The sequence below is a fragment of the Fischerella thermalis PCC 7521 genome (genome assembly GCF_000317225.1).
In the GTDB taxonomy this organism is placed as follows: domain Bacteria; phylum Cyanobacteriota; class Cyanobacteriia; order Cyanobacteriales; family Nostocaceae; genus Fischerella; species Fischerella thermalis.
Window position 1 is genome coordinate 1 of record NZ_AJLL01000098.1, and the last position, 12980, is coordinate 12980.

The following is a 12980-nucleotide window of genomic DNA, read 5'->3' on the forward strand; positions in this document are numbered from 1 at the left end:
TCTCTTGCCCTCAAAGAAAGGTAGAGTAAAATAAGGATTTTGAGTAACTAATCGTTCGTAGGCATTTTTCCAGATAGTTGCGACAGTTTCTCCCTTCTCTATCACAATAAAATTATTAATCCCAAAATTTTTTAAACTTGCAGCTATAGTAATACCGCAAAAACCAGCCCCAATAATGATAACGTCTAGTTCAGCGTTCATAAAATCAACTTTGATTGAAAATCTTTACTTTTATCTTTATAAAATTTGGGATTTCAATAGTCGATACAGATTAGTTAGGGATTTTGAGTCCTTACCAACCTACTTAAATCTCCTTTCTACCTGCCCTATTCATTAGTTAAGTTTATAAGTTAAGTCATTTTCTTCCTTATTTGCTTAACTTTTCTGTATCGACACTGCGATCGTCATAATTATGTAATTTCTTAAATTACCCACCATACCGCTTGGCGGTTGGTGGTGGTTACTTTACACTTTCACTTCATCTGCAAAACTCTGCCAACGAACAAAATGAAATGGTCCAGCGACAGATCCCCAAATATGTTCATCTGTTTCTGGATCACGTCCCCGATCCAGGCTAATAAATTTTTCTTCGTTAATCTCAAACTCACTATCAAGGTAGGTTTTGTGACCTTTACGAAAGACGATACACGCTTTTCCTGGCTCTACCTTACCTTTGAAGCTGTTACCAGTCCACTCTACAATCATGTTGCAGCCTGGTAATTTTTCCAAATCATCAGCATTTAGCGTTTTCAGACGTTCGATGTTACGAGATGCACCGTAGAATCTTTGTTCTTCTTTAACAGTGTAGTTTTCGATAATGATGTGCTTCTGTGTCGTTAGTAACTTCAATACCCGCATACGATAGGGATCATTGAGCATGTAGTCATAAGCTTGCTCAACAAAAAAACTTACCCCTGATAGCAATTCTAAGGGGAGGGGACGCATACACACACGGATATGAGCATAAAAAGGTGGGTTTTCAAAAGCTTGTTCTTGATTGCTAAAGTCTGCTGCCATCAGGCGGGCTAAGGTAGCAATATCTGTGGAGCTAGTCATTACAAAAAATACACCAATCGTTTAAAAATTATCTGCGAGTATTGTAAAACTTGTGAGGATGTCAATACAAATTGAAGTCAATTGCTTAGTGCTTAGGAGCGCGATCGCACTTACCTATGTGAGCAATTGTATATGAACTACTAACGCATTTATCATTGACTCAGTGTAGATGCGATCGCAGCACAACCTGTACGACAGCATTTTTTCTGCTATGATCCTGGCTCATGTCCTAACTTCTGGTGCTTTTGTCATCAGACACTGATAAAAATTTTTCAAGTCGTGCCAACCTGTCGCAAGAACTCGATATTTAGCTCTATTTATACAAATTTTGATATTTAATCAGACAAAGGCTTCATATAAAAGTTAAACACATGCCCAAACTTCTGATCATTGGATTGATCAGGTACTGAGTATTGTACAGTAGATAAAGGACTGAAAAAATAAGGTTCAAATTGTTGTAAGGTTTGACATTCTTCAATTACAGGAAAAGGCTTTGCTTCAGGAATATCATTCCATCCGAACACTAAAATTCCTCCTGGTCGCAGAGATTGAAAGCATTGCTGAAAAGAAGTTTCAGTATCTTCCCTGCTGTTGATGCCCCATCCAAAAACTCCGTTATAAATTATCACATCTAAATAATCATTAGTAAAATGATGGCTGAGGTTCAAAAGCGAATCAACAATGTGCCTTTTGGAACCATATTTTTTTCTCTTTTCATCAATTTCTATAGTCCAGTATTCTTTATTTTTAAAGTAGTTATTGTAAGGTTTAGTGAACCAATCACAACCAACAAAGAGAATCTTATAAAATTCATTGCGTTCAAGCAAATATGGGATAATAATATCTTCTAGTACATAGCGATCAGGGGTATTGAGATGTAAATTAAATCCCCGGAGCCGACTACTTGCAATCTGGGCAAGAAAACTCTGAATTCTATCAACTACAGGTTTTGGCAGGATTGTTTTAACAAAATTTTTTACTTGTATAATTAATACCATGACCATACACTCACTGGCTCAACAACAGTGATATTTATGAACATTAGATACTAAAAATACTACTATGTGATTAATAACTAGATATTAAGAGTTTATTAACAAAGTTAATTTAATTTATTAAACAAGGATGCTTTCGTACATCATTAACAAAAGAGTTAACATCATCACCTTGTGGTTGTTTCTCGCCGGAAAGCGCCTGTTCTACCACCGCCTTGCTTTTGCTGTGCGATCGCTAGTTGCAATCGCCCGAACCCTCGTTACTAAATTTAACTGATAAATAAGAAACACAGAGTTTTTAGATTTATATGTTGAGTAATACCAATGCAGGTGGAAACTAGTTCTGGGCCATTTGTCATAACTTATTGACAAAAATATATACAAATCGTTTTAAAGGGTAAGTAAGCTTGATTACAAGTAATGAAGTCAATATTTCTTGACTCACTTTGATCAGAACATCTGTTCGAGACCTTGAGTTATCTTTAATTCATTTCTAGAATTAGTAAACTGGAATACAATTAAAAATTGCATTTCATTGTAACAGCTATCTTCAGGGGGAAGAAATCATGAGCCGTCCAATTATTCTTGGTATTGTTGGTGATAGTGCTGCTGGCAAAACTACGCTGACAAGAGGAATTGCTCAGGTACTCGGCCCAGAAAATGTCACAATCATCTGTACAGATGATTACCATAAGTACGATCGCAAGCAACGTGCAGAAATTGGTATTACGGCTCTCCATCCCGACTGCAACCATCTCGATATCATGCAGCAGCATCTATCGCTGTTACGGACTGGGCAACCTATTCTCAAGCCAGTTTACAGCCATACAACTGGTACTTTTGAAGCTCCAGTGTATGTTAAACCCAACAAATTTGTAATTGTAGAAGGATTACTCGGCTATTCTACCCGTGCTGCTCGCGATTGCTATGATGTAAAAGTTTACCTTGCACCCCCTGAATCAATCCGCACCAGTTGGAAAGTCAAGCGAGATACCCAAAAGCGTGGTTACACAGAAGAACAAGTTTTGGCAGAACTAGAGAAGCGAGAACCCGACTCAGAACAGTTTATCCGCCCGCAACGGCAATGGTCAGATATAGTAGTGAGTTTTTATCCACCTAGCGATGATATTAATAACACCAATGGACATTTAAACGTGCGTTTGGTACTACGTCCAACAATTCCTCATCCAGACTTTACCAAAATTCTTGATTTTTGTGATAATACTATGTCTGCCATCCGTTTGGGACTAGACCGCGACATGGGTAAACCAGTGGATGTGCTAGAAGTAGACGGTCATGCAACTCTAGAACAAGTCAACAAACTCGAACATTTGATTTGTTCTGATATGCCTTATTTAAAGAATGTATGTAATCGCGAAGTTAACCCAGAGATCGGCAAAGTTGCTGGTACTACCGGCGAAACAATCCAGAGTTACCCCCTAGCTATCACTCAACTTCTCACTACCTACCACATATTAAAAGCAACACAGATTTATCAATAAGTTGGTTGGTGGTTGGTGGTTGTTGATCAATCATTCTCAACAGAGTACAAGCCTCCAGATTTATCTCTAGGGTCAATCCAAAATCTAAAATCTAGATGGCTTGTGCTAAACAACAAACATCGAACAACCAATTTTAAACACCAAAATATTGAATATTTTATCAAAAAGGCATAGATTTTGAGAGCTTACGGGGGATAACTAGAGTATATGTCCTCCTTTGTTTTTATTCTCTTGAGCTATGACCTATTGCCTAAGAATTGCTGATATGCCAGAGACTGAGCGTCCACGGGAGCGCTTATTGGCTCATGGTGCAAAAGTTCTATCCACAGCAGAATTAATAGCAATTTTGCTTGGCACTGGTCAAGGCCCGGGAAAACTTTCTGCGGTGGGTTTGGGACAATACATATTACATGAATTGAGTAAATGCGATCGCGAACCTTTAGCAGTTCTACGAGAAATTAGCGCTGCTGAACTCATGCAAATACCCGGTATTGGCCCAGCCAAAGCAACAACAATTTTAGCAGCCATTGAATTGGGCAAACGCGCCTTTCAATCGCGCCCTGCGGATCGTACAGTTATAGATAGCCCAGCAGCAGCGGCGGCTGCTCTCAGTCAAGATTTGATGTGGCAAAACCAAGAACGCTTTGCAGTTCTGTTACTAGATGTGAAAAATCGCTTACTGGGAACGCAAGTCATTACTATAGGAACTGCAACCGAAACCCTCGCACCTCCCCGTGAGATTTTTCGAGAAGTGATTCGTCAAGGTGCAACACGGTTAATTGTTGCCCATAACCACCCTTCTGGTAACATCGAACCCAGTAGCGAAGATATCGAACTCACTCGCCAGTTACTAGCAGGAGCTGCGTTTTTAGGTATTCCCCTGCTTGATCATTTAATTTTAGGTAATGGCAATCATCAGAGTTTGCGGGAAATTACAACTTTGTGGGAAGAGTGTCCCCAAGGAGATTAGACTTTTTGCACAAATATCTTTTGCCCTATCCTAAATCTTACCCGTTTGCGGAGAGAGAACAAGTGGTATATGTCATTATATCAAGTTCGGCTAATTGCTTACGATATTACCCTTCGGGTTCGCTACTTTGCCATCTCGGCATAAGCCAAGACGGCAAGTAGTCTCACCAATTACCTATTACCAATTACCAGCCTAGGCGATATTAGTTCTGACTCTTTGCGAGGGGCCAGATCCCCGACTTTTTAAAAAGTCTGGGATCTCACAGGCTATCAAAATCAGTGTGGTTGAGAACTAAATTCAAATACTGAGTCAACGTAAATGCATCAACCCCTAATTCTGTGCGTTCTTGGGCTGCTAAAATTCCAGCTTGAGCGTGCCACCAAGCAGCAGCTGCTACCATATCTTCGGCGGCTATTTGATGGGTAACAGCCTGAGCAATTAATCCACCCATTAATCCAGTTAATACGTCACCACTACCACCCCGCGCCAAAGCAGGAGTACTTTCGGGAACAATCCATACTGCACCTTCGGAATTGGCGATCACTGTTCTTGCTCCTTTCAACAATACTACTGCCCCACTTTGGGCTGCTGCTTCTCGTACTGCTTCGATTCTATTGTGTTTGGCATCTGGTAAATCAGGAAATAAGCGTTGGAATTCGCCTGTATGGGGTGTAAGTACTGTTAATGCTTGTCGTATTCCCCCTTTCATCCCCCCCTTACTAAGGGGGGGATTAGCCAGAATATTTAAACCATCAGCATCAAGCACTAGAGGGATTGTGCTTTCTAACACCTGTTGAACAATTGGGCTAGCATCTTTGGTTAAACCGGGGCCACAGGCGATCGCATCAAAGGAATTTAAGTCTGTGTTTTCTGGTAATTGTAATTGAGCGATCGCACCTGTTTGTGTCTCTGGACATCCGACAATCAGTGCTTCTGGCAAATGGCTAACCAAGATAGGTTTGAGAGATTCTGGCACAGCGATCGACAGCATACCAACTCCACTTGCCCTTGCTCCCAATCCAGTTAAAATCGCACCTCCAGCATAGCGACGCGAACCGCAAATTAATAATAGATGTCCTTCTTTGTACTTATGGGTGACAGCAGGACGCGGTAGAGGCAGAGTTGAAAACACACTATTTTTTGTGACACGTTTAATTCTGGGTGTTTCTCCCAGCACTGCTTCCACATCCGCCAAAGGAATATCAAAATCAATTAACTCTGCCTTGCCCACATATTCTAAAGCCTGGTCTTGTAATAAACCCAATTTCCACAAACCCAGACAAAAAGTGTGGCTAGCACGGATAGCAGTTCCTAAAACTTTGCCAGTATCTGTATGCAAGCCAGACGGCATGTCGATACTAATAATAGGCACAGACTTGTGATTTAACTGATTAATAGCACTAGCAATAGGATCTTGGAGTTCTCTTTCTAACCCAAATCCAAACAGCCCATCAACCAACAAATCACACTCCGGCAAGTCCTCAATTGATTGATAACAGGGAATACCCAAACTCTGAGCATACTGCAAATGTTGTGAAGTTAATTCTTTGAGTTTGGCAAAAGGACTGTATATAAAGACAGCATAACCGCGAAAGTACAATTCACGGGCAACAACCAAAGCATCCCCACCATTATGACCGGGACCGACAAGAATTCCCACACGAGGTCGGGAGTAGAAACGGGGCTGATCTCCCCACCTCCCCATTGCCCCTAATCCCCACTCTCTGTCGGTCGTGGGGGTTCCGAGTTCCCCACCTCCCCATCTATTGTCTTCTTGCCCGGGGTTGAGGTACATATCCAAAATCCGACGGGCAATTAGTCCTGCTACCTTTTCCATCAAAGCCGCCACAGGTATACCTGCTGCAAAGATACGCGCTTCAACCTCACGCATCTGTTGTGCTGTCACTACAACTTGCGAAATTTCAATTCTTCGTTGGTTGTTGGGTGTTGGGTGTTGGTTGTTCATGGTTGATAGCCAGTCTTCTTATAACCATTAACCACTGTACAGGTCCACAGTCGTACGCCCCTATGGATGTATTTGTATCATCAAAAAAGGGGAATGGATTAACTACTAATGCCTTGTTTGCCTTAGCTTACCTGGCAGGGGAAGATTGTATTGCTAACGCTAGACCTGGGTCTTTTCTCGATGCCTTTTTCTTTAGTGTGCAAACTCTGGCTTCTATTGGCTACGGGGCAATGTTTCCTAAAACAACCTATGCTAATGTTGTTGTCACTATTGAAGCAATGATGGGTTTGGTGGGAATTGCGGTACTGACTGGTTTAGCATTTGCCCGTTTCTCTCGACCTACAGCCCGTGTCATTTTTAGCCGGGTAGCAGTAATTGCGCCTCACAATGATGTACCTACTCTCATGTTTCGCGCCGCAAACAAGCGCCGCAACCAGATTTTGGAAGCGCAGTTACGGGTTTACTTGATGCGCAAATAGTTGTAATTTAATTTTTGATTTTTTTTATGAGTTTTAATGATCTTCCCAATCTTTGGGTTCCTTTAGCACTTTTGGGTTTAATTATTGCGGCTGCTGTGTTTTTCAGCCGCAGTAGCTGAGTGGTGATAGTTTTGTCACTAAAATATTTACAAAAACCTAACTCACACAAAACAAAAAGCAAATAAAGATTTCTGAGGCTAAGATGCTGAAAGTGGAAGCTGGGGTTCGCTACTGTTTGGGATTATAAACCATAGTAAAAAGGAGCTATGCTCACTTGAGGATATACGATCGCACACCACCAACACAATATCGAGCGATCACACCTTCTGAATCACTAAGTGAAAATTCCTACCCTTCATCCTTCACCCTTCTTTTATGACTTAATGACTAATTTCTCCCTTTGAGGGGTACAATAAATGCCGATTGTCTTCCAAACTTTGAAAGCTTCATGATCTCCAGTAACGACTTTCGACCTGGTGTCTCAATTGTTTTAGATGGATCTGTATGGCGAGTTGTGGAATTCCTCCACGTTAAGCCCGGAAAAGGTTCCGCTTTTGTGCGAACAAAATTAAAAAATGTCCAGAGTGGAAACGTGGTAGAAAGGACATTCCGCGCCGGGGAAACTGTACCACAAGCGACTCTGGAAAAAAGCACGATGCAGCATACCTATAAAGACGGTGATGAATACGTTTTTATGGATATGGAAACCTATGAAGAAGGTAGATTAAGTGCAGCCCAAATTGGCGATCGCGTTAAATATCTTAAAGAAGGTATGGAAGCTAACGTCATCCGTTGGGGTGAACAAGTACTAGAAGTTGAACTACCTAACTCTGTAGTATTAGAAGTGGTGCAAACTGACCCTGGTGTCAAAGGTGACACAGCTACTGGTGGCAGTAAACCTGCAATACTGGAAACTGGTGCAGTTGTGATGGTTCCTCTATTTATTAGCCAAGGAGAACGCATCCGTATTGACACCCGTAATGACACATACCTGGGCAGGGAGTAAATTATAACTCAGCAAAGATGGAAATCTATATTTCTATCCCTAGCGGGGATTTCCATCCCTGCCTCGCTTAACCCTGTTCTGTCACTCTCGGAAAACAATAATCTCAGCCAACTTCTGAGACTTTGGTTTCATCCGGGTTTGAGGCTTTATTTTCTAACAGAAACTAAAATTTATAGACGAAAAGTGGAAACTAAAGCCCCGTAACTATTTGAGCGATTGGATTCTCCCAAAGTGACAAATGAGGGTTAATATTTATCTTTACCAAAAAGCCTATCTACCAGTAAACTCGTCATCAACTGCGTACACCAAAACGCACTGAAAAACTTGGTAATTGGTAATGGGTAATTGGTAATGGGTAATTGGTAATAAAAAATGATATTTATGAAATTTCTGCCCTCTGCCCTCTGCCTTTTTTAACGCATTATTGAGGTAATCAAAGCTGTGCCATTGGACTTTAATGAAATTCGTCAATTGTTAGAAACCATCGCTAAAACAGACATTGTAGAAGTAGCACTCAAAAGCAACGATTTTGAAATCACAATACGTAAAGCTGTTACGGCTACTGCTGGAGTTTTACCAGCAACCGTAGCAACTCCAAGCGCTGCTACTGGTGCTGGATTACCGCTTGTGAGCGCAATGCCATCAGTAGCATCTACTCCAACAACAGATGCAACTACAAACAGTACAGTTGATACTCCTACGAGTACAGGTGTAAAATCATCAGCTACTCCCTCACCACTTGAGCAAAAAAAATTTACAGATGTTACTTCCCCAATGGTGGGAACATTTTATCGTGCCCCTGCACCAGGTGAGCCACCATTTGTAGAAGTGGGCGATCGCATCCGTAGCGGTCAAACTGTGTGTATTATTGAAGCCATGAAGCTCATGAATGAAATTGAAGCGGAAGTATCCGGGCAAGTGGTTGAAATTCTGGTTCAAAATGGTGAACCTGTAGAATATGGTCAGCCTTTGATGCGAATTAATCCAGATTAAGTATTAATGTATATAACTGATGTCTAAAGTTGTAAAATTTCTCAGTTCAGTTCTTCCCGGACAATCCTGATGAAACAAACGTTGCCTGTACCGCCAGAAGTTGTGCAACAAGTAGCTGAATACTTCAGCCTGTTGAGTGAACCAATGCGCCTGCGATTGCTGCATTTATTGCGGGATGAAGAAAAATGCGTACAAGAGTTGGTAGAGGCAACCCAAACGTCACAAGCAAATGTATCAAAGCACCTGAAGGTGATGTGGCAAGCGGGGATTCTTAGCCGTCGTAGCGAAGGAACTTGTGCCTACTATCGGGTGGAAGATGATATGATTTTTGAATTGTGTAACCGAGTTTGCGATCGCCTTGCCAGTAGGTTAGAACAACAAGCCCGGAGTTTTCGTGTATTGAATACTAAGTAATTTAGTCATTAGTCATTTGTCCTTTGTCATTAGTCATTTTTCCTTTGCTCTACCCAAAACAAAGCTGAATAAAGCACGTTCATACTATTAGTATTTTTCCGATGACCAATGACCAATGACCAATGACTACACGATTAAAGTTGAAAATTTTCCTTAAAGTTTTGACGTGTCAGTGGCTGTTCCAACTCCAAACCTTCACCACCCAACACATCTAGTTGTTTGCCGTCTACATCAATATACACTTTGGCGTTCGGATTTAAACTAGTGGCGGTGTAAACAATTTGACCAATACGCCCTTGCATAGAAGTGCTACCGCCGCCGCTGGTAAATTCTCCAGATAAATTGACACGAACAGTATCACCTTGAACATCTACACCCAGCAATTTTGTTCCCTGAGGAATTGTACTCGAACCACTACTTCCTTCTGTAGGTCCTTCTAATAAACGTTGGAATGCTGCTGTTAAAAATTGGTTGGGTTGGTTACGATTTGCTTGCACTTGAACTGATTGAGGAACCAATTTAAAATTTGTGCCAGTATCTTGTAACCAATAAATTTGGGTAGTTTGTTCATTTCCTACCTGGGGTGGATTCCCTGGTACAAGGCGTTCTGATGGTGTAGGATTGGTGTTCTGATGAGAATTCCAAGTTAACCAGCCTACCCCCCCTCCTACCAACACAACTGCTGCTGAAATAGCTGCTATTACACCAGAAGAAACCCGTTTCGATCCTTGTTGTTGACTCATATGCAAAACCTTCCTTAAGCTCTTGATGCTATCTATATGAAGAGAAGTTTGGTTAACGACGAGACTTACTAACGACGAGTTTCCAAAAACTTAGAAGATGGTTCTAACCTTACAAATGCTGCCATTTCTAATTTCCCTGGTTTCATTTTCCATTTTAGAATTCGCATTTGGACTCCGTCACCTTCCAAATTACGTAAATCTAATTGTTGATTTATGTTACTAATAATCATATTGAGAAATTCTGTTGGGAACTCCTGTCCATCTAATGATACTTTTGGATCTACTAGTTGAAATTGTCTGCCACCAACTATATTTAACCCAGAATTGATTTTAATTAAAAGGGGTATTACCTCCTGCTCGTTTTGTAACTCTACCTGGAAACTAAAGCGATTATTGGGTAAAAATTCTACCTTAGGGTTAGCGAAACTGGAGGCTTCGGTAAACTCAAGAGCAGAAAAATTCCCTTTATTCAATTCTTGCAGCTGCTTCAGAAATTGTGGTGATTGTAAAAGTTTATTGATATCTTGCTCTGTTACAACTAAGCGTACTCCAGCCTGTAAAGGTTGTTTTAATTTGGGTAAGTTTTGCCTCAAACTAGTTGGATCAAATTCTATTTCATCGGTCTCCAATTCTAAAACTGCGATGCGGAAATCTTGTTGTTTTAGTTGCAAAGAACGCCCTGCAATTAACACTCTTTCCACCTTACCTTGCAGTAATTGATAACTAGGAGCATTATCGACTCTTACTTGTAGTTGTTCCACTGTTGAAAACTGCGAACGGATGGTATTTTCAGCAGTCTGATCAATTACCACTCCTACAGGAGCAACTACACCCAATAGGCTAGATATAAGGATTGTCAGAAGTTCCATTTTATTATTTTGAAGGGAATTGGGGGTGATGGGGCAATGGGGAGGTAGGGAGGTAGGGAGGTGGGGTGATGGGGAGAAAAATTTCTTTGTTGTCCTCGTTGTCCTCTTTGTCCCCCCTATCCCTAGTTCCTAACTTACTGCTTGCGAGATCCACCCTTTAAGAGTAGATACAACTTCCGTGATGTGGATTTCCTGAGAATTGCGGCTTTTTCTTTCGACTACTTCGACTTTGCCATTGGCGATCGCTCTTCCTGTGACAATTCTGTAGGGTATGCCAATCAAATCTGCATCCTTGAATTTTACTCCTGCTCGTTCGTTGCGATCATCGAGGAGGGTTTCAATTCCAGCTTGATTGAGTTCTGTGTAAAGTTGTTCGGCGATTTCTACTTGTTGAGCGTCGTTGATGTTGGGAATTGTGACAATGGCGTGATAAGGTGCGATCGCGACAGGCCAAATAATCCCGTCTTTATCGTAAGATTGCTCTACTGCCGCTTGTGCCAAGCGTGACACTCCTACACCGTAACAACCCATCACAAGTGGTTTTTCTTCTCCCTGTTCATTGGTATAAGTTGCTCCCATTGCAATTGAGTATTTTGTACCCAACTGGAAAATATGCCCGACTTCAATCCCCCGGGCACTTTTTAAGGTTTGTTCGGGGTTATGTATGGCGCGATCGCCTGGTCTGGCTTTGCGTATATCTACGATATTTTCTGGTAGTGTAAATTGCTTGTCCCAATTAGCACCAACTACGTGATAGCCAGACTCATTGGCGCCAGTGACAAAGTTCTTTAAATCAACGACGGTTTTATCTGCCAAACGCAAAAATTTCGGTGCAACATCTTTAGTAGATTGAATATAATCATCGGCAATATCGGGCGCAACATAACCCAAAGGTAAAGGTTTCGCCGCCCATTTTTTCTGGGCATCTGCATCAGGTACTATTAACTTCAAAACCGCATTTCCACCATATTCAGAAGCTAATTTTGTCAACTCATTTTGTAACTTGACTTCGTTAACTTCCTGATCACCCCGAATACTCACCAGTACCAAAACCGTTGTGTTGTTATCGTATAGTGCCTGGTAGAGAACATTTTTCACAACTTGAGTCGGAGAACATTTGAGGAAATCACAAAGTTTTTCAATTGTCTCAGTTCCCGGAGTTTCCCGTTTTTCATAACTTGTAAACGGGGAATTTTCCGCATCAGCAGGTAGAGAAACAGCTTTTTCCACATTAGCGGCGTACTGTCCATCTTCGGTATAGAGGACTTCATCTTCGCCAGCTTCTGCCAAAACCATAAATTCTGTGGAACCAGTACCACCAATCGCCCCAGAGTCAGCTTCTACAGCACGAAAACTCAAACCAGAACGCCGCAGCATATTGCTGTAGGCTTGGTACATATCCTGGTAAGTTTTTTTCAGGCTTTCTTCATCCGCATTAAAGGAATAAGCATCCTTCATAATGAATTCCCGTCCACGCATCAAACCAAAGCGGGGACGAATTTCATCGCGGAATTTAGTTTGAATTTGGTAGAGGTTCAGGGGTAGCTGTCGGTAAGAGCGAATCATATCACGAGCGATCATCGTGATCACTTCCTCGTGAGTCGGTCCTAATGCTAATTCTTGTTCGCGACGATCAGTGAGGGCGAACATAATACCCTCAGCTTTGGTGTAAGTATCCCATCTGCCAGATTCACGCCATAGTTCTGCTGGTTGTAATTGCGGTAAGAGACATTCTTGGGCGCCTGTGGCGTTCATTTCTTCCCGCACAATTTGAGAAACTTTTTGCAGTACCCGCCACATCAATGGCAAATATGCGTAAACACCGCTACCGATGCGACGAATGTAACCTGCGCGCAGTAGTAATTTATGACTGGGGATTTCAGCATCGGCTGGATCATCCCGCAGTGTAACGAATAACATTTGTGACAGTCGCATCGTTTATCCCTTTTTCAGTGTTGCTAATCTCTAAATAAGTGAAGTCTGAAGT

The 12980-nt window shown here is 41.6% G+C and carries 13 protein-coding genes and 1 pseudogene; 7 read left to right on the forward strand and 7 right to left on the reverse strand.

What is annotated here, in order from left to right:
* The 3 genes from UYK_RS24440 to UYK_RS0120570 form a co-directional block, all read right to left on the reverse strand.
* Positions 1 to 201: NAD(P)-binding domain-containing protein (locus UYK_RS24440; protein ID WP_040469505.1), on the reverse strand; the 201-nt coding region annotated here is incomplete at its 3' end.
* 264 nt (positions 202 to 465) lie between these two features.
* Entirely contained in the window at positions 466 to 1056 is a 591-nt protein-coding gene (locus UYK_RS0120565; RefSeq protein ID WP_009456402.1) for a chromophore lyase CpcT/CpeT, read from the reverse strand.
* A gap of 335 nt (positions 1057 to 1391) precedes the next feature.
* On the reverse strand, positions 1392 to 2054 hold the full coding sequence (locus UYK_RS0120570) for a class I SAM-dependent methyltransferase (protein ID WP_009456403.1): 663 nt from the start codon (positions 2052 to 2054) through the stop codon (positions 1392 to 1394).
* Positions 2055 to 2181: 127 nt separating this feature from the next.
* On the opposite strand from UYK_RS0120570, the gene UYK_RS26355 reads away from it, so the two are divergent.
* The 3 genes from UYK_RS26355 (at position 2182) to radC (ending at position 4523) form a co-directional block, all read left to right on the forward strand.
* Entirely contained in the window at positions 2182 to 2328 is a 147-nt protein-coding gene (locus UYK_RS26355) for a hypothetical protein (RefSeq protein ID WP_157221843.1), read from the forward strand.
* Between the two features lie 289 nt (positions 2329 to 2617).
* Entirely contained in the window at positions 2618 to 3553 is a 936-nt protein-coding gene (locus UYK_RS0120575; protein ID WP_009456404.1) for a phosphoribulokinase, read from the forward strand.
* 238 nt (positions 3554 to 3791) lie between these two features.
* Positions 3792 to 4523 carry a RadC family protein gene (gene radC / locus UYK_RS0120580; RefSeq protein WP_009456405.1) on the forward strand — a complete coding sequence of 244 codons (732 nt, stop codon included), beginning with the start codon at positions 3792 to 3794 and terminating at the stop codon, positions 4521 to 4523.
* Positions 4524 to 4782: 259 nt separating this feature from the next.
* On the opposite strand, the gene UYK_RS0120585 is transcribed toward radC, so the two are convergent.
* Positions 4783 to 6489 carry a bifunctional ADP-dependent NAD(P)H-hydrate dehydratase/NAD(P)H-hydrate epimerase gene (locus tag UYK_RS0120585; protein WP_009456406.1) on the reverse strand — a complete coding sequence of 569 codons (1707 nt, stop codon included), beginning with the start codon at positions 6487 to 6489 and terminating at the stop codon, positions 4783 to 4785.
* Between the two features lie 98 nt (positions 6490 to 6587).
* On the opposite strand from UYK_RS0120585, the pseudogene UYK_RS0120590 reads away from it, so the two are divergent.
* From UYK_RS0120590 to UYK_RS0120610, 4 genes and pseudogenes are all read left to right on the forward strand, one after another.
* Positions 6588 to 6962 (forward strand): annotated as a pseudogene (locus tag UYK_RS0120590) (ion channel); the annotation flags it as partial.
* A 454-nt stretch (positions 6963 to 7416) separates the two neighbouring features.
* Entirely contained in the window at positions 7417 to 7974 is a 558-nt protein-coding gene (gene efp, locus UYK_RS0120600) for an elongation factor P (RefSeq protein ID WP_009456408.1), read from the forward strand.
* Between the two features lie 441 nt (positions 7975 to 8415).
* A complete protein-coding gene (accB, locus tag UYK_RS0120605) occupies positions 8416 to 8967 on the forward strand; it encodes an acetyl-CoA carboxylase biotin carboxyl carrier protein (RefSeq protein ID WP_009456409.1) in 552 nt (183 codons plus the stop codon).
* 69 nt (positions 8968 to 9036) lie between these two features.
* The gene (locus UYK_RS0120610; RefSeq protein WP_009456410.1) at positions 9037 to 9381 is read left to right on the forward strand and encodes an ArsR/SmtB family transcription factor; all 345 of its coding nucleotides are present in this window, start codon (positions 9037 to 9039) and stop codon (positions 9379 to 9381) included.
* Positions 9382 to 9515: 134 nt separating this feature from the next.
* Here UYK_RS0120610 and UYK_RS0120615 read toward each other — a convergent pair whose 3' ends face one another.
* The 3 genes from UYK_RS0120615 to proS form a co-directional block, all read right to left on the reverse strand.
* Positions 9516 to 10124: a GerMN domain-containing protein gene (locus UYK_RS0120615; RefSeq protein WP_009456411.1), complete on the reverse strand. Its 609-nt coding sequence runs from the start codon at positions 10122 to 10124 to the stop codon at positions 9516 to 9518.
* Positions 10125 to 10192: 68 nt separating this feature from the next.
* Positions 10193 to 10993, reverse strand: coding sequence for an LmeA family phospholipid-binding protein (locus UYK_RS0120620; protein WP_009456412.1), 801 nt, complete (start codon positions 10991 to 10993; stop codon positions 10193 to 10195).
* Positions 10994 to 11122: 129 nt separating this feature from the next.
* Positions 11123 to 12928, reverse strand: a complete 1806-nt coding sequence (proS, locus tag UYK_RS0120625) for a proline--tRNA ligase (protein WP_009456413.1) — start codon at positions 12926 to 12928, stop codon at positions 11123 to 11125.
* Positions 12929 to 12980 lie beyond the last annotated feature (52 nt).